We start from the raw sequence: 17,925 nt of genomic DNA, 5'->3' as shown, positions 1-17,925 counted from the left end.
CATCTTCTTTCATGTTTTGCCTGTTTGCGGTCTTATGCGCTTATCCCCCTGACATCATGCTGTCCTCGCAAACGGCAAAAGCGGCGAACTCTATGCATTGGCTATGCCTGAAACACAAATAGCGTCCTTTTTTGACCTTATTTGCTCATTTGGGTGAGGTTGTAGAAAATAGCGTCCTTTTGGGGCTTTATTTAACCCGAACCGGTTAGAAGAGCTCCAAATGGTTATTTCCTCCGAAAATAAGGCGCCAAAAATCCGCTATTCCTTGCAATGCGTCCTAAAAACGCGAAATAGCGTCCTGAAAGGGCGCTATTCCGGCGGAGCAGCTAAGAGAAGAGAGCGCCCGCGAATTATTTGAGATTCAGATGCTGCCGTCTACTCTTCAGGTTCTCCCGCTGCCCGTTTTTCCAATACAGTTGCAGCGACGACATGGCGCACAATAGGGAGATGCCAAGAAACAGAAGCGACCAGACCAGCGCGGGAACCATCGTCAGATTGGCCAGATTCGCGGCATCCCCGGCTTGAGCCGGAGCGGTTAAGGACCGCAGCAACAGCGTGACCGGCCCCATCAACGACTCCTCCAGACAAAGAAAAGCCAAGAGTAAATAATAAAAGTTCCTAATCCATCCGCCGATGAAATAAAACGCCATATTCACGGCAATGAAGATGATCAGCCACCAGAGTCCGTATCCCGACCGTACAAAAAAGACAATCGTCGCTAGAGCAAGCACACTGATGATGATAAGGCCGATGCCTTGTTTTTGTCTGTAATAGCCGTAGAACATGGCAATCGCAAACAAGGAGGCCGTTATATAACCGGCCAACGAGACCACAATCTGGCTCCAGTCCGAAATCAACAGGGAGTAGGTGACACCGCTGTGATCGGGATTTAGCTCAATCCGGAGCACCCGTCCGGACACCAGAAGCGTCACAACGGCATGGCCGAGCTCATGAATCATTGTATCGAGCATGCGAAACCAGTTGGAGAACGGAATCAGTCTCGTCAGTATCGCTGCTCCTATTAGAAACAGGAAGGCCTTGAGCCATTTATTCATAGCATATCCCTTTCAGAAAAAACTCTACTAGGTCCATTATAATAGAGATCAAAAATGTATTCAAAAAGCGAACAAATTTTCGCTTTGATGGTATAATGGTGTCGTGATGGAGGTCTATGGAAGATGAACGATAGAACGGACAAACACTACATTCATATAGATAACAACAAACAGCGAATGGTAAGGGACCGGCAGCTCACGTTTGCGGAAATGGAGCTTGGAGTACCGGGTCAGCCTGAGACCGAGCCCGTAAGTAAAGTCGTTGCGCCGGAGAGCGAAAGCTTGGAGCGCAATCTGGATTGGCGGCAGGATTTTCGCTATGTCTCGAAGGAGCAGCAGTTTGTGCAGACAGCGCGGGAACTGGAAGGGAAGAGCGAGGAATACGCTGAATTTGTTCCTTTTCAGACTTACTGGCCGACCTATGACCAAATGCAACCCGGACAATTGCGATGGTATCTGTACTGGCGCGGAGAGGTACGTTCCGGACGGTATCCCGAGACGGATATGTCCTATCTGTTCGTGTACCTGTACGAGTTGATTCATGGCATTGGCTGGGATGACCCGGTACACGGAGTGGAACTGATGGACCGGGTCTGGAAAGCGTACCGGAAGCGGTACCCGAAGCTGGATTTGTATGTGCGGGAATGGATGTATGACCTCGGGAAAGTGTTCGGGCTGGACATGCCGCCTGCAGAGCCGCTGATGAAGCTTCCGCGCAGTCTATCCAACGTGCTGAAGGAACTGGAATGGGGACGCAGATTCTCGGCCGAACCGCTGGAACTGACTTGGGAAATGGTGTTGCCGCTCATCGATTACGAGGTGGAGAAGAGCCGCTACTACAGCGATCAGGGGAGAAAAGAAATGCGGCACTATGTCCCGAAAGTAATCGCGCTGGTTGACGGATTCTTAGCAAAAACCAAGGGCAGCAAACTCATTGAGCGCTTTAAGCCGAAGGAGAAAAAGATTACCCGTTTCCTGTTTCGCAGCGCTGTATATGATCATGAGGTGTACGGACACGGAGTTCCCGTATCCGTCCTGCCGATTAGTGAACATCCTCCATTTCGTGCGTACCTGACTCAACTTGTCAGGCATACAGAGAACAAACTGCGGGAGCTGACGGGCTTTAAAGGAAAACTGCGGGGAATCAGCCTCGAACCGGAAGTGGAGCAGCTTGTATCCCGTTTTCTGCACAAGGAATTTGGGCAGCGCCAGACGGAGGAAGCCAAGTCTCGGATTCCGGTGGTAAAGATTAACACGGCAAAGCTGCGCAAGTTGCAGCAAGAATCGAATGAGGTGCGTGACATGCTATTAACCGAAGAACTGTCGATTGCGACGGTTGAGCAAAAGACGGAGCGGCCGACAGGTTCATCAGGTCAAAAGGGAGCACGGCAGCTGAAAAGGGATGTGCCGCAGCAGGCTGAGATGGACTTTGAGCTTGGCTGGCGGGTGTTTGAGGAAGAGCCGTCGGCGCATTCGCAGCCCGAAGGGTTCAAAGAATTGAATGAGCTTCCGGAGGCCGTACAGCTTGAGATTGCCGAGAGCAGCGCTGGCGATGACTGTGAACAACGGAGTGAGGGGAGCGAAGAGCTTCACAAAGAAAGGATTCGGATTGAAGGCCCGATTGAGCCCAAGCTGGCGGAAGAGTGGCAAGAGATGTCGGTCCGGTTATCCGGAGCTCACCTGGCAATGCTGGGCGCAATTGTCGAGGAGCGGGGCATCGACGTGCGATACGGCATAGCCGAGCAGGCCGGCTCGATGCCGGAACTGCTGCTTGATGAAATCAACGAGCTGGCGATGGAATGGATCGGGGATTTGCTGATCGATGGCGACCGGATAGCGGAGGAGTACGAGACAGAGCTCCGTAATATGCTGCAATGCAGTCAAATTGGCAATAAAGATCTATGAGGTGATAACGATGAAACAGATGCAAATCCCGAAGCGGCTCACATCGGCGTTGGTGAATTCCTTGACGGCCGGGGTGGTGCCGCGGGTCGGGCTCGAGCATATCGCGGTCGGACGGAAACCGGAGGTAGCTTCGATCTTGCAGGATATGGATAACATCGGTGAGGGCGGGGCGGCTTTTCGGTTGGTTACCGGACGTTACGGGAGCGGCAAAAGCTTCTTGCTGCAGATGATCCGCAATTATGCCATGGATCGCGAGTTTGTGGTGGCGGATGCCGATTTGTCGCCGGAGCGGCGTCTCGTCGGAACGAAGGGGCAGGGGCTGGCCACGTACCGGGAACTGATGATGCACTTATCCTCCCGGACGAGACCGGACGGAGGCGCCTTGGAGCCGATGCTGCAAAAATGGATTGCCGCCCTTCAGCAGGAGCAGATGCAGGACACCGGCCTGCGCCCCGGCGATCCAAAGCTTCATGAAGCGGTGGAACTTCGCATCTATGCGGTCACCAATGAAATGCAGAACCTGGTGCACGGGTTTGATTTTGCCAAGGTATTGGCTGCTTATTGGTCGGGGTATAAGCTTGGCGACGATGACCGGAAAGCGGCGGCGCTGCGGTGGCTGCGCGGAGAATTCGGCACCAAAACGGAAGCGCGTCAAGAGCTCGGGGTCGGCGTGATCATCGATGACGACAATTGGTACGACTATATGAAGCTATGGGCGGAGTTCTCGGTGCGGATCGGGTATAAAGGACTCCTGCTTTTTATCGATGAAGGCGTGAACCTGTACAAAATTACGAACAGCATTTCCCGCCAAAGCAACTATGAGAAGCTGCTCACGATGTTTAACGACACGATGCAAGGTAAAGCCCAGTACCTGGGCATCTATCTGGGCGGCACGCCACAGTTCGTGGAGGATGAGCGCCGCGGGCTGTTCAGCTATGATGCCCTGCGGTCGCGTCTCATGGACGGGCGCTATAGCAGCGGGACGCGGCGTACGTACACCTCGCCGATTCTGAGGCTGGACATGCTTTCGCATGAGGAGATCCTGATCCTGCTGCAAAAACTGCGGGACATTCACGCGATGCATGCCGGCTATGAGCCGCAGCTGCGCGATGAGCAGTTGATAACATTTATGCAGGCGGCGGTGGGCCGCCTTGGCGCCGCGGAGCTGCTCACCACCCGGGAGGTTGTGCGGGACTTCATGGATGTGCTGCATATGCTGCACCAGCATGAGGAGCTAACGTTCGAGGAATTGCTTGGCGAGCGCGAACAACAATACGCCGCCCAAGGCGCAGCCAAGAAAAGCGAAGCCGCTGACGAGCTGGATGACTTCTTGGCGGAGTTTGAGCTATGAGCGGGCAAAATCTATTTTCCCGGCTGGCACCGTTCATTCAGGAATACATGTACCGCAAAAAATGGGACGCCCTGCGCGAGGCCCAGGTTGAAGCCTGCCGGGTGTTGTTCGATACTTCGCATCACTTGCTGATCGCTTCCGGCACGGCATCCGGGAAGACGGAGGCGGCTTTTTTTCCGGCGCTCACCGAGCTGTACAACCGCCCTTCCGGATCCGTCGGCATCCTGTACATCGGGCCGCTGAAAGCGCTGATCAATGATCAGTTTGAACGGATCACCGAACTGCTCAGGGAAGGAGAAGTTCCGGTCTGGCACTGGCACGGCGATGTCTCGCAAGGTGAAAAGACCAAGCTCATGCAGCGCCCCTGCGGTGTTCTGCAGATTACGCCTGAGTCGCTGGAGGGGCTGCTGATGAACCGGCCGAATGCGATCCCAGCCTTGTTCCATGATCTGCGTTATATCATGATTGATGAGGTGCATGCCTTTATGGGGGCGGATCGGGGCATTCAGGTACTTAGCCAGTTAACGAGATTGGAGCGGATGGCGTCTTGTTCGCCAAGAAGGATCGGGCTGTCGGCAACGCTCAGCGATTACGACACCGCGGCGCGCTGGCTTGGGGCGGGCACTCCGCAGTCCGTCGAGGTCGTTTCGCCGCACGGCGGGCGGAAGCTGAAGCTGTCGGTGGAGCACTTTTCGTTCCCGGATGCCCGGAATGAGCGGGAGGCCAAGCATCTGGAGCTTGCCAAGCAGAACTATCACAACTTTATTTATGATCACACGCACCGGAAAAAAGCGCTCGTCTTCACCAACAGCCGCTCCGACGCGGAATTGACCACCCTGGAGATGCGCCGGATCGCCGCAAAGCGGGAGGAGCGGGACGTGTTCCATGTGCATCACGGAAGCATCTCCGCGATGCTGCGGGAGGAGACCGAAGCCGCGCTGCGCTCCGGTCCCGGACCTGCGGTGGCCGCAGCGACGGTGACGCTGGAGCTCGGCATCGATCTCGGCGAGCTGGAGCGGGTCATCCAGCTCGGGGCGCCGTACAGCTGCTCCAGCTTTGTGCAGCGGCTCGGCCGCTCCGGACGCCGGGGAGACCAGGCGTCGGAGATGATGTTCCTCGTCGCGGAGGAAGAGGACGAGGAAGCGCAACTGCCCGCGCGGATGCCGTGGACGCTGCTGCGGGCTATCGCCGTCATCGAGCTGTACGTCCGCGAGCGCTGGGTGGAGCCGCTGGATCTGCGCAAGAAGCCGGTCGGTGTGCTCTACCATCAGACCATGAGCACGCTCAAAAGCATCGGCGAGGCGGAGCCTGCCGATCTGGCAAGGGCGGTGCTGACGCTGCCGGCTTTTCGCGGGATCGAGCCGGACGAGTATAAGCTGCTGCTGCAGTATTTGCTACAGACCGACCACGTCCAGCAGACGGAGGAAGGCACGCTGATCATCGGGCTCGGCGGGGAAAAGGTAGTGAATAACTTCCGTTTCTATGCGGTGTTTAAGGACGACGAGGAGCATGTGGTATATGACGGCTCCGAGGAAATCGGGAGCATCACCACCGTACCGCCGCCGGGTTACTGTTTTACGCTGGCCGGCAAGCTGTGGAAAGTGGAGGAAGTGGACAACAAGCATAAAGCGGTATACGTGAAATCCTCCAGAGGCAAGGTGGATACGCTTTGGCTTGGAGCCGGCGGCGATGTCCATACCCGGGTGATGCAAAAAATGCGCCAGGTGCTGGAGGAGAAGACGTTGTACCCCTATCTGGCGCCCGGTGCGGTGAATCGTCTGGAACGGTCGCGCAGGCTCGCCCGGGAAAGCGGGCTGCTGCGCAGCACAGTGATTCCGGCGGGCGGCGATGCCGTGTTTATTTTGCCTTGGGGCGGAAGCAAACAGTTCCGTACGCTGGAACGTCTGCTGAAGCATAACCTGAAGGAGCCGATGGGGCTACGTCAGGTCGTCCCGATGGAACCGTATTACATGGTCGTTGCCGGAAGAACGAGGGCCGAGGAACTGCTGGCAGCAATTCAAGCAGAGTTGTCTGCGATCCCGGATGCTGAGTCACTTCTTGATGCCGCTGAAGCTCCATATTTGGGCAAATATGACGAGTTTGTGCCGCCGGATCTGGTTCGGCGCGCTTTTGCCGTGGATGGGCTGGATGTAAAAGGACTTGCAGAAGTGCTGGCAAAGCAGACGGAATCGTAGGAATAAACGAACTAAGATAGAGCTTTTCATTAACAAGTAGCGGGTGATAAGGATGGCGGCAAAAACGAAAATAATGTTACCGCAGCTTCCGGCAAATTTAGAAGAGGCGTATTTGGAAGACTTGCTGGAGGACGAGGATCATGAACTGGTCAATAACATAATGAACGGTGTCCATTTCGAGCATGGGGTCCTGGATAAATGTATCATGTCCAAAGTACTTCTTCGGGGCTGTTCCTTCGCCCACACCACATTCGATCGGATGGATTTGACGGACACGGTGCTGGAAAACTGCGATCTGTCCAACTCGGTGTTGCCAAAGGGGATTATTCATCGCGTACATTTTAAGGATTGTAAATTGACCGGGGTAAATCTGTCCAAAGCCAATCTGGGATTCGTGACGTTTGAAAACTGTTTGATGAATTTGAGCGATCTGGTGGAGGCATCCCTGAAGCAGGTGAGATTTACCGGCTGTTCCATGCAGAATGTTAATTTTTACGGCTGCAAGTTTAAGGATGTCGAGCTTCAGGAATGCGATTTAAATGAGGCCGATTTCAATGACACCTCGTTAAAAGGCATGGATATCAGCACTTGCACCTATGAACGGGTGGATATCCCCATACAAGCGCTACCCGGATGCACGGTATCGCCTCAGCAGGCGATCGGGTTTGCCAAGCTGCTGGGGCTGAAGGTGAAGGAATAGCAGAGGGGACGGAACGGGGCGGTTAGGGGATAAAACTACTTACCGAACCTTTCTTATGTTTTAATCAGTGTGAAGGATTCCACAAGCTTCGAAAAAACGAAGGACAATGACAATGAACTGTCAAAATACCTCCTATGGTGGTACTGCCAGGTTTAGAATCTGTTCTGCTGGAATAGCGTCCTTTTTGGGCGCTATTTCGCGCTTTTAGGTCATGCAGCTTGAATTAGGGGATTTTTGGGACCTTGTTTTCGAAGAAATAACCACTTGAAGCTACTTTGGCTATTATGAATTAAAATAAAGACCTAAAAGGATACTATTTCGCTATGCCTGCCCCATTCGAGGAAATAAGGCCCCAAAAGGTCGTTATTGAGACATGAAGAAATTGGCCACCTGAGAAACCCTGTGCTTATAAAAGGACAGGGTTTTTCGTCGGAAAGCTGCCTTAAGTTCTCCATGCCGCAGCAATGAGAGTTGACAAAACGAATGATTGGAATGAATAGTAAATAGTAAGTGATAAGTTGTAACTAGTAAGTAAGTCTGGCAACTAGCAAGCAGGAAACAGCAACCAAGATCAAATCCATGCCCGTATGGCTCATCATACCTAGTTAACATCTGACCTAAAAAAAATGATGACTAGGAGAGGATGACATTGAGCGATCTGAAATTAGCATAAAGCTTTGCGCTGGAAGCGCTAAATGCGCAGGGAAGTCTTGAAACGACTATGTTGAAGAAAGTGGCGCTTCGTTGCATGGCGGCCTATCCATCCCGCAAATCAAAGAAACTCTTGGCATTGTCATTGACACCGGGACTTCCCGGTGTTATTTATTTTGCGCATTGCGTATGATTACACTCAATAAAAGATGGAATGCATTATTGTTTATACCGGATCTGCTCTTCTGTCAAGAAAGTAGACACTTCTTACACTGCCTGCTTACGGTAAAATTGCTCCTCAAAACGACACGGGGACATGTAGCCAAGTGTGCTGTTGGAACGTTTGCGGTTGTAGAAAAACTCAATGTACCTGTATAGCTTTTCAAAGGCTTCCTGCTTTGTTTTGAATTTCGGCGAACAGTAAATGAGCTCCCGTTTCAAGATGCTGTGGAAGGCTTCGATACAAGCATTGTCGTAGCAATTGCCCTTGCGGCTCATGCTCGCCTTGATTTTGTATTTCTTGAGTTTGTTGCGGTACTCCTTAGAGGCATACTGGGAGCCTCGATCCGAGTGATGGATGAGCCCCTTCTTCGGTTTCTTGGCTTTGTAGGCTTGGTCTAACGCTTCAGTAACAAGTTCGGTGGTCATTCGATCACTAAGCTTCCATCCAACTACTTGCTTTGTGCATAAATCTAAAACGCTTGCCAAATACAGCTTCCCTTGGCGACAAGGGATGTAGGTAATGTCTGCAACCCATTTTTGGTTTGGGGCTGTTGCTTTGAAGTTTTGCTTGAGCAAATTTGGTGCAATCGGCAAATCATGCTTGGAGTCGGTGGTCATTACCTTAAACTTACGACTCATGCACGAGCGAAGCCCGTGGTCCCGCATAATATTGCTGACTGTTTTCTCTGCGACAATCCACCCTTCCTTTTGGAGTTCATTCCATATTCGAGGGCTGCCGTAACGATTCTCCGAGTCGATATAGTGCCATTGGATGCGCGCTGTAAGCTGCTCCTTGCGTTTTTGCTGTTCACTTGGCACGTGGTTCAACCACTTGTAAAAGCCGCTCCTGGAAACGCTGAGGACCTCGCACATCTTCTCCACTCGAAACTCGGAGCGATGATCTTCGATGAACTGGAACCTTAGTTCCTTTCTTTGCTGAAGATGTGCATGGCTTTTTTTAAGATCGCGATCTCCTCTTTCAGATACTCAATCTCACGTTGCTGGTCGTGAATAGTTTGAGACTGATTGCGAAGAGTCTCGCCGTGGTTGATAGGTTCGTTCTCAAACTCCCGGTACTTCCCAACCCATTGCCGTAAGGTATCCGAATTTATGTTTAGTTCTTCAGCAATCTGAGGAAGGGACTTCGTCTGTTCTTGAACGTATCTCACGGCTTCTCGTTTAAACGTCTCGTTGTAGCTTTGCCTTTTTTCACTCATGGTCCGCGCCACCTCTTAATTATATTAACTCTATTATCCGTGAGTGGTTAAGAGGTGTCCACTTTCTATACTAGGTGCAATCGCGATCTTAAAATGAATTTAAATTTTAAATAATTGGAAATTAATATCTTCCGGGGGGATTGGAGTGAAACGGTGGCCGGTTTATTTTCTTCTGGGTTTATTGCTTATTTTGGGAGTTGGGCTGTTCATAAATCGACAGGCAAAAGAGAATATGAACCCTTCTGAAGCAAATTCGAATCTATCAAAGATCGCAAGCAATTCGAACGGAACTAGTGACGTTTCAATGAAGGTGATCCTAAGCCATGAGCAGCGTGAAGTCAGGTATTTATCTCCTCTATTCGATGTAAGTACGAAAAGCAATATCGTTTATGCGAACAAGAAAAATGAGACGGAGAACGAAGAACCGCTAAATCTGGATTTGTATGAGCCGGCAAGAGATAACAACAAGCAGAGGCCGGTCTTTATTTTCATTCATGGAGGAGGATACAAGGAAGGGAGCAAGGAGGATGCGGCGAGCATATCTATGAAGCTGGCAGAACGAGGTTACGTTGTTTTGTCAATGAATTACAGATTGAAAACCGACCCGTTCAACAACTTTGCGCTCACCCTTTCGGATGCATACGAGGATATATCCGATGTGATCGGCTGGATCCATGACAACGCGGCAGCTTATGGATTGGATCCTGAAAAGATCGTGATCGGAGGGGACTCCGCGGGAGGCTATCTGGCGATGAATTTTGCCAACGAATATTTGCGGAACGATCCTTCGCTCGTTAAACCGGTATTAGCCATCGTGGATATCTACGGCGGTCTGCTGGAGAATAGCGTTCATAAAAAACTGCCTCCCGTCCTGATTATCCATGGAACGATCGATGCAATGATACCCTACTGGCAAAGCCTGGATTTAAACGACATATTGGAACAACATGGAATTTATCATAATCTGTTTACGATGGAGGGCGCCGGACATGATTATAAAAACGAAAAGTTCATCGATGATGTCGTTGAGACGATTACGCATTTTTTGTGGAATGTGATGAGTAGTCCCGAGACAGAGGAACTTCCCGAGAACGCAGGGCTTGCGGCCGTTTCCGGTGATCTTGTCGATATTAAATTGCCAAACGACTATGTTCTCAATTCAGGTGAAGCAGAGCTCCAAGTATTCGCACCGTTGGACTGGTCGCTGGTTGAGAGCGAAGAAAGCCAAAATGTTTATCTCCAAGTTCCTGCAGGTTTGGAACCCGGAAATTATACGATTTTCGTCAATATGGTTCGGGATGACCGTGCCGCTTCGGCTTCGGGATTTGTGATCAATGTCAAAGTTTTGAATCCTCTGAAAGAAAGCTTTGAAACGTATTTTGATGCGGCGGATCAAAAAATGAAAACTCATATGACCCTTACGAACCAATCCAAGCACAATTTCAATGGTTCCCTGCAAGTTAATTATGAAACGGAGCAAGGGAATCAAGGGACCTTCACCACCGACGTGGATCAACTGGAGCCGGGGAAAAGTATCGTGATGATTATCCCGGAGTTGGCAAGCGGGGAGAGACGGGTACGAGGATATGACGTTTCAGGCAAATTGGTGCATAGGAGTGGGGACTTTCTTCATGCGCTGAAAATTGATAAGCCTCATAGCAATATCCGCATTGATGGGGAGCTGAAGGAATGGAAAGATTGCGCCGTCTTCGATGTGGGAGACGTTAAAATGAAGGATTGGAATGGGGAGGACGATGCCAGCGCGACAGGTTTTTTATGCTGGGATCCTGCCAATTTATATCTTGCTCTGGAAGTTACCGACGATAAGCATGTCCAATCGTCGAGCGGCAGCGAAATCTGGAACGGGGACGGGATACAGTTTGCGATTGGCATAGCTAATGCGGATGGAGGCAACCCGCCCGAATACCATGAATTTGGCCTGGCCATGGATGACGAGGGACAATTGACCAAGTGGCGCTGGTTAACGCCGCCAGGTTTTAGCATACAAGACTTTTTTGAAACCGAGCTTGCTATTCATCGAAAGAATCAAATAACGGTCTATGAAGTCGCTATCCCCTGGGACGAGTTGATCCTGAATAAAGCGTTAGTGAGGCCGGGAATGAAATTGAAATTTTCATTGCTGCTAAACGACAATGACGGGGATGGACGCAAGGGATGGCTGGAATTCAATAGTGGAATCGGCACGGCGAAAGATATCCATGCCTTCGGCGATATTTACCTGACGGATTGACGGGCGCAAGACGGCTCATTCTATTCAGGACTCGGTCTATCGCGCATGTGAGATTGAATGTATAATCATGGAAGAAGCTCAGACCACAAAAGCCCAAGCCCAAGATAAGAGCTATCTGTGGCTTGGGCTTTTGTGAATGCTGGAGCGTTTATCATTTTTTTTAAAATAAGCTTACTGAAACGGCATGAGCGTCATGAAAGTCAATTAAGAGATTGTTGGCTCATGGAATTTTTGGCTCCCAGGTTGAAAGCGGAAAGGAGTAATTGAATATGAAGTCTTTGTTAACGAGAACTTTGTTTATTGGAATAGTTACATGTATCATTGCAGCAATATTTATAAGTCTTTTAAGTAATGGAGAAACGGCAATAAAAATAACCGGCGGAGCCGGATTGGTTTCCTGGTTGTTAGCGGGATTACTTTCCGGTGCTTTTATTAGCGGGGATAGAACAAGAGCGAATGAAAGTATTGAAACAGAGGGGGATAAGAGGTTTAGAAGCAAGTATTCTTCATTATTCTTTATCTTTGGCCTGCCCTGGCTGGCAACCGCACTTGTATTGTATTTAATGTCGAAATGAAATAGTAGCGCAGAAAGAGGAGCATACATGGGACTTGATGCTTATGTAGTATGCAATTGCGTAAAAGAAGGAAAAGTAAAGCCCCCTCCCTTTGATTCCGGATTGCTGGAATGGACGGAAGAGGGGATCGATTTGTCGGACTCCGGAGACGATGAAATCTACCGGCTCTTCCTGCGTTGGCGGGAACAGGCTTGTGAACATGAGGACTTTTATTACTATTATGATCGGGTCGCCAATACCGCTGGAGGGAACTTTTTTTATGGAGCAATGGATCGGCTCGGGATCGGCTATTTTCCGTTGTTAAGCTCGATTGGGGGGAAACCCCTGCCTGCGAATCAGGCAGATAAGGCGTTAAAGGAACTGGATATTCTGGAGTCCATGATTCGTGAACTTCAGGGGACATTTCTGGTGGAGCCTGAATCTCTGGAAGAATATAAGAAGGCGCTGGCGGGTGAAGACAGTTGGTTCTACGCTTCCGGAGGACAACTTACTTACCGGTTAAATGAACGGGGATTCTGCATCATACACGGGGCTAACGGTGAACTGTTTCGGTCGGTAGCTTTCACCCAGGAAGTTATTCGTGGTGAGAGCGTTAGCCGGGAACATCCGCTCGTGCGGTTTCACGATACCGAGACGGGACGGGTACATGAGTGTGATCACCCCTTCAGGAAAAAGATTTGGGGAGTCGAAGAGCTTTATTATCCAAGCTCGCTTCAAGTCGTTACGAGGGAACTTAAAAGCTCAGATTTTCCTTCCGCCGGAGTGCTGCGGAAGCTGTTTGAGGCTTCCATGCAAACGGGAAACCCGATTATTTGGACTTAGACTACAAGCATATCGAACGCTGGTGAAAAATTCGAACATTCATTGGAGACCACTAAATAATGACGAATTACTTAATTTCTATATTTGTTTTGACTATGATCATACATACTGCCGAGACCCTGTCGTATTCGCTCCGGTTTGCCGGAGTAAAAATCAACAAAATAGCAGTTGCCCTGTCCTTAACAGGGATTATTGTGCTCGTCTCAAGAACAGCTAATCTCATACAAGCCCCAATGACGGCTAAGTTCATCGATTTTGCCAAGACGGACCCCGCGTTTAATGTTTTAGGTTATTTAAGAATTATTTTAATTGCATCCTCTGTAGGTACGATTATAGCCATCTTTCTGTTCCCGACTTTTGTGATTTTGTGGGAGAGAGTCATATCTAAACTGGAAGTTGCGGGTTCATTGCCGCGGCTTATATCCAGCGTGACAATTGGACAATTAAAAAATACGCGACATTATCTAAGAAAACCATCTTTTCGGCTAAGCCAATTTAAAGTATTGGGAATCTCCAAAAGATTTATTATTTTGAATATATTTGTAACAGCCATTTATACCGTCGGAGTGTTATCTTCTTTGTACGCGGCCCATCTGGTCCCTGAGTTAAGTACAACTGCATCCCAATCTTCGGGACTAATCAATGGTATCGCAACGATATTGCTGACCATATTTATAGATCCTCAAGTAGGATTAATTACGGATCGGGCGATTAACGATAAGTTGTATCGGGATCAATTGGGTAAAATTTATGTCCTGTTAATGGTATCACGGTTGATGGGTACCTTATTTGCTCAGGTCTTATTGTTGCCTGCGGCTTACTTTATATCGTTCATTATAAAACTTCTTTAATAGGCTGACCTAAGAAAGGAGGAGAATTTTGAATACCGATCTATTATTTTCATCACAACCGGTATTTGAAACCGGCAGGCTCTTGCTAAGGAAATTGGAATGTTCGGATGCCGAAGATTTCTTTGATTTTTCACGTGATCCTATGCTGACCGAGCATGTCCGCTGGGATTACCATCATTCGATCGAGGATGCGAGAGCATTCCTAAATTCATTGGATTGTCATTTCCAGACCGGACATTCATTCAACTGGGGAATCGTAGACAAGGCTGCCGGTAAGGTGATAGGCAGAATATGTTTGTTCGGATTTGATGAGGATCATGACCGGGCAGAAATGGGTTACGCGGTTTCAAGAACCTATTGGAACCGGGGGATAGCCACGGAGGCAAGTAGAGCGCTGATAAAGTATGGCTTTATGGAACTGGGACTTAATAGAATTGAAGCAAGATGCAATGAAGCAAATTTTGGATCCGAAAAAGTAATGCAGAATTTAGGAATGACATTTGAAGGTTTAATCAGGGAACAACTCAAAATTAGAAATGAATATAAAAACCAAAAGCTGTATTCCATTCTTAGAAGAGAATTTTTAAGTGAGCTTAATCAGGAATAAATATTATAATCTTTTGCTAATGGAGGATCACTATGTATCTCGTAACCACCCGGTTAATCCTTAGAGATTTTAAGGATGTTGTGAACAGATGAAATTATGAAAAACAGGCTCTTGCCTTCTTCCGCTCTTGTGGGCTATCCCCCTTAGGTTGTCACGATGTATAATCATCTAAGCAGTGTGAACAACAAGTACAGGTGGGTGAAAGCAATGAGAATCGCTATTTTTGATTCCGGACTAGGCGGGTTGACCGTTCTGTCGGCGGCTCTGAAAGAGCTGCCCAAGGAAGATTTTTTATTTTATGCCGATACGCTGCATGTTCCATATGGTACTAAGCCCAAAGAAGATGTGAAAAAATATATCCGTCATTCTATCGAGACGATCATGAGAGAAGACATAAAAGCGATCGTTATTGCTTGCAATACGGCGACAAGCTTGGCTGTAGCGGAACTTAGGAGCTCCTATGACATCCCGATCATCGGCATGGAGCCAGCCGTAAAGCCGGCCGTGGAGATGAATCGGGAAACGGGGAAGAGAGTATTGGTTTTCGCCACTCCATTGACCCTAAATCAATCCAAATACCGCGATCTCGTTACAAGCGTGGATAATATGAATATCGTCGATTCTATGCCTCTGCCCGAATTGGTACAGTATTGCGAGTCGCTAAATTTTGATCCCGAGACCCTGAGTCACTATTTCGCCGAGAAGCTGGATTCATTTCAACTCGATGAATATGGTACCGTTGTGTTGGGCTGCACGCACTATCCTTTTTACAAAAATAAGTTAGCGGAACTTTTGCCCAAGCATATTCAAATCGTCGATGGAAGAGCAGGAACGATAAACAGGCTAACTCAAGTTCTGAGAGACAACCATTTATTCAACGACCACGGGCAAAATGACATCAAATTCCTTTGTTCAAGCAACTCGGATGAATATCTGCAAAAGATGGAGCGGGCACTTACTTTGTTTAGAAAAGAAGATGATTTCTCCTGAATGTCAGGATTACGAAAATGTGATCGGAATGGGAGAGTGATTCATGGTGGTTATTAGTTTTATATGTATACTTCTCGTCTTTGTCCATTTGATTTTAAGAATATGGATCGTAGGATTGGATAAACGGGAACTGCCTGAAGAGGGCAAGGAAGTGAACATATGGGGGAAAATAATTCTTGCATTGGTAGGGATTATCGTCTTCATTGTTATTGCATTTGCGGTAGGCATGGATAGCTTAGCCATGAAGTGGTTTTGGATGCTATTCGTCATACTGACTGTTGGCTTCCAGTCTTTTATAGATTGGAAGTATCAAAGGGAATCCAGGCAATATATTGTTTCGTTGATTGTACTGGTCCTTGGGATCGTTCTGGTTTATTATCTACTCTGAATAAAGGGATGCTTCCGTTGCCTAAGAATTCCGGCACTATGTTAAATGTTATATCTACAAAGATGGGGATATGTTTTACTCTTAAGATCGGCAAAACGTTATACATTCCAATGACATAGAACCTGATCGGACTAAAAATTGACCCAGCCTAAGACAAGCGCATTCTCAGGTAGGGTCATTTTTTATACATAAAAACATTGTAGGGGATATGGAATTATGGAGAGACCCATTAGGAGCAGCATATGTTGTCACCGGTCGGTACCGGTTGTGCACGGTGAGAGATTAACTGGAAAACCTCCAGTTAATTCTGGTGAAACTGGACCTTGTACAAAAATATCTGGAAAACCTCCAGTTATTTCGACCGATATTCGTTTTTGCAGAGGTAAAGGGCAGTATTAGCTGTAGGAAATCCAGTTAATAGGCCTAATGGAACGAACTAGACGATATTAACTGTAGGCAATCCAGTTAATTTGTTCAATTAATGATCCTAATTATCCGGAGGGAATAACATGCTGAACATGGACAATATTTACTTAATCACCGACATCCCTGGTTACTCGCCACAAGTTAGCCGTCTGCTATCTATGATGAATTACGCAAGGTTTACCACGACAAAGTCCGTAGAAAATTTATCGGTAGATCAGTTGGACTTTTTGTTGGATGCCGAGAGCAACTCCATAGGGGCTTTTTTACTGCATTTCGCGGCGGTCGAATATGCTTATCAAGTCGGTACGTTTGAGAATGGGATTAAACGATGAAGAAATGGCGGAATGGGGAGCCGCGTTAAACCTTGGCGCCGAAGGCCGGGAGAAAATTAAAGGCAATGATCTGAATTATTATCTGGAGAAACTGGATACGGTCAGAAACCGGACCTTCGATTTGTTTAAAACTATAAACGATGAGTGGTTATATCAAGAGGAAGAATTCTGGCACGGGAAGCAAGCCAATCGGTATTTTATGTGGTTTCATGTTTTTGAAGATGAAATCAACCATCGGGGCCAGATCCGAATCATTAAAAAGAGATCAAAGTAATCGCAGATCCTTACAATACCGTTGGGAGAGATGATCTTGGAACTTTTTGAAGTCGGTCTTATTTCAAATCAGGTTCGTATCATGTCCGAATTTTATGCAAAGGTACTTGGCGTGAAGGGGGATGATTTTTTTGCGGAGATCCGGACCGGCGGGGTAAAGGTGGCAGTTTTTTCATCGGAAGGGATGGAGAGGCTGGCTCCGGATTGCATGCGGGGAGCGGGTTATGGCAGTTTTACGCTGGGGTTTCAAGTGGATAATGTAGATGTCGAATTCGAACGATTAAAGCGTCTTAACGTAGATATTGTAAAGCCGCCAACAAGCCGCCCTTGGGGGGCCAGATCGTTCTGGTTTAGAGATCCCGACGGAAATATCATGAATTTTGTAACTCCAGCAATAGGAGAAAGGGAGCTATACAATGCTAAGAAATGACGATATTTACGGTTACATATCAACGCCTTACGATCTGCTCGTATCCAAAGAAGACTTTATGGGCAACATTCCCGCCACGCTGGCAGAGATTGTTGATTTTAGTAATAAGGACGTTACCGATCTCGGGGCAGGGACAGGGAGATTGACAACTATGGTGGCTACCCAAACCAAGAGCATTATAGCGGTTGATTTTGCGGCAGATATGCTGAGAGTTACCGCAAGCAAGCTGGATCGGATGGGAGTAGCCAACTGGAAGACCTGCGTAGCCGACTTAAGGCAGATTCCCCTTCATGACCAGAGTATGGACATCATCATGGCCGGGTGGAGCATTTGCTATGTAGGCAGCAGCAATCATCAGGCATGGGAGCAGAATTTATCTCTAGTCATGACGGAGATTTCCAGAATTTTGAGACCTGGCGGAACCGTCATCATCCTGGAAACTTTGGGAACCGGCCATGCGGAACCATCGGGGCCCGATTTCTTAAGAAATTACTACGAGGCGCTTGAACAGCATTACGGATTCCAACATAAAGCTATAAGAACCGACTATGAATTTGATTCGGCGGAACAAGCGGAACGGTTATGCCGCGATTTTTTCGGAGATGAGTTGGGTGACAAGATTAAGGAGAAGCAACTAACCATTGTGCCGGAATGTACCGGGGTTTGGTGGAAAGGAGTGTGACA

The 17,925-nt window shown here is 48.4% G+C and carries 16 protein-coding genes and 1 pseudogene; 14 read left to right on the top strand and 3 right to left on the bottom strand.

Annotation, left to right across the window (positions count from 1 at the left end):
- Positions 1-350: 350 nt before the first annotated feature.
- Positions 351-1,055 carry a M50 family metallopeptidase gene (locus DFP94_RS08325; protein WP_114496010.1) on the bottom strand — a complete coding sequence of 235 codons (705 nt, stop codon included), beginning with the start codon at positions 1,053-1,055 and terminating at the stop codon, positions 351-353.
- A 123-nt stretch (positions 1,056-1,178) separates the two neighbouring features.
- Here DFP94_RS08325 and DFP94_RS08320 point away from each other — a divergent pair, with 123 nt between their 5' ends.
- The 4 genes from DFP94_RS08320 to DFP94_RS08305 are packed head-to-tail and all read left to right on the top strand — an operon-like array spanning position 1,179 to position 7,206.
- Positions 1,179-2,960 (top strand): TerB N-terminal domain-containing protein, encoded by a 1,782-nt coding sequence (locus DFP94_RS08320; protein ID WP_114496009.1) that lies wholly within the window; start codon positions 1,179-1,181, stop codon positions 2,958-2,960.
- Between the two features lie 10 nt (positions 2,961-2,970).
- Positions 2,971-4,311 (top strand): ATP-binding protein, encoded by a 1,341-nt coding sequence (locus DFP94_RS08315; RefSeq protein ID WP_114496008.1) that lies wholly within the window; start codon positions 2,971-2,973, stop codon positions 4,309-4,311.
- Positions 4,308-6,506: a DEAD/DEAH box helicase gene (locus DFP94_RS08310; protein WP_114496007.1), complete on the top strand. Its 2,199-nt coding sequence runs from the start codon at positions 4,308-4,310 to the stop codon at positions 6,504-6,506. The genes DFP94_RS08315 and DFP94_RS08310 overlap by 4 nt, the downstream gene beginning before the upstream one ends.
- Before the next feature lie 52 nt (positions 6,507-6,558).
- A complete protein-coding gene (locus DFP94_RS08305) occupies positions 6,559-7,206 on the top strand; it encodes a pentapeptide repeat-containing protein (protein WP_114496006.1) in 648 nt (215 codons plus the stop codon).
- A gap of 918 nt (positions 7,207-8,124) precedes the next feature.
- On the opposite strand, the gene DFP94_RS08300 is transcribed toward DFP94_RS08305, so the two are convergent.
- Both DFP94_RS08300 and DFP94_RS08295 read right to left on the bottom strand, forming a co-directional pair.
- Positions 8,125-8,988: an IS3 family transposase gene (locus DFP94_RS08300; RefSeq protein WP_245954681.1), complete on the bottom strand. Its 864-nt coding sequence runs from the start codon at positions 8,986-8,988 to the stop codon at positions 8,125-8,127.
- 11 nt (positions 8,989-8,999) lie between these two features.
- The gene (locus tag DFP94_RS08295; RefSeq protein ID WP_114496004.1) at positions 9,000-9,296 is read right to left on the bottom strand and encodes a transposase; all 297 of its coding nucleotides are present in this window, start codon (positions 9,294-9,296) and stop codon (positions 9,000-9,002) included.
- A gap of 145 nt (positions 9,297-9,441) precedes the next feature.
- Between DFP94_RS08295 and DFP94_RS08290 the strand changes: the two genes are divergently transcribed.
- The 10 genes and pseudogenes from DFP94_RS08290 (at position 9,442) to DFP94_RS08245 (ending at position 17,923) form a co-directional block, all read left to right on the top strand.
- Entirely contained in the window at positions 9,442-11,547 is a 2,106-nt protein-coding gene (locus DFP94_RS08290; RefSeq protein ID WP_114496003.1) for a carboxylesterase family protein, read from the top strand.
- A 269-nt stretch (positions 11,548-11,816) separates the two neighbouring features.
- Positions 11,817-12,122 carry a DUF5316 domain-containing protein gene (locus DFP94_RS08285; RefSeq protein WP_114496002.1) on the top strand — a complete coding sequence of 102 codons (306 nt, stop codon included), beginning with the start codon at positions 11,817-11,819 and terminating at the stop codon, positions 12,120-12,122.
- Between the two features lie 27 nt (positions 12,123-12,149).
- Complete coding sequence (locus DFP94_RS08280; RefSeq protein WP_181873072.1) at positions 12,150-12,944, top strand: hypothetical protein; 795 nt, start codon at positions 12,150-12,152, stop codon at positions 12,942-12,944.
- A 59-nt stretch (positions 12,945-13,003) separates the two neighbouring features.
- Positions 13,004-13,795, top strand: a complete 792-nt coding sequence (locus DFP94_RS08275; protein ID WP_114496001.1) for a lipid II flippase Amj family protein — start codon at positions 13,004-13,006, stop codon at positions 13,793-13,795.
- Positions 13,796-13,823: 28 nt separating this feature from the next.
- Positions 13,824-14,402, top strand: a complete 579-nt coding sequence (locus tag DFP94_RS08270; protein ID WP_181873071.1) for a GNAT family N-acetyltransferase — start codon at positions 13,824-13,826, stop codon at positions 14,400-14,402.
- Positions 14,403-14,609: 207 nt separating this feature from the next.
- Positions 14,610-15,392, top strand: coding sequence for a glutamate racemase (gene murI, locus DFP94_RS08265; RefSeq protein WP_114495999.1), 783 nt, complete (start codon positions 14,610-14,612; stop codon positions 15,390-15,392).
- 43 nt (positions 15,393-15,435) lie between these two features.
- Entirely contained in the window at positions 15,436-15,780 is a 345-nt protein-coding gene (locus tag DFP94_RS08260; RefSeq protein WP_114495998.1) for a DUF4181 domain-containing protein, read from the top strand.
- 509 nt (positions 15,781-16,289) lie between these two features.
- Positions 16,290-16,812, top strand: a pseudogene (locus tag DFP94_RS08255) (DinB family protein).
- A 36-nt stretch (positions 16,813-16,848) separates the two neighbouring features.
- On the top strand, positions 16,849-17,241 hold the full coding sequence (locus tag DFP94_RS08250; protein WP_181873070.1) for a VOC family protein: 393 nt from the start codon (positions 16,849-16,851) through the stop codon (positions 17,239-17,241).
- Entirely contained in the window at positions 17,228-17,923 is a 696-nt protein-coding gene (locus tag DFP94_RS08245) for a class I SAM-dependent methyltransferase (RefSeq protein WP_114495996.1), read from the top strand. Before DFP94_RS08250 ends, DFP94_RS08245 begins: the two co-directional genes overlap by 14 nt.
- Positions 17,924-17,925 lie beyond the last annotated feature (2 nt).

This window comes from Fontibacillus phaseoli (genome assembly GCF_003337355.1).
In the GTDB taxonomy this organism is placed as follows: Bacteria; Bacillota; Bacilli; order Paenibacillales; family Paenibacillaceae; genus Fontibacillus; species Fontibacillus phaseoli.
The sequence above is the reverse complement of the archived record's forward strand: the minus strand, read 5'-3'. Positions and strand labels throughout refer to the sequence as shown.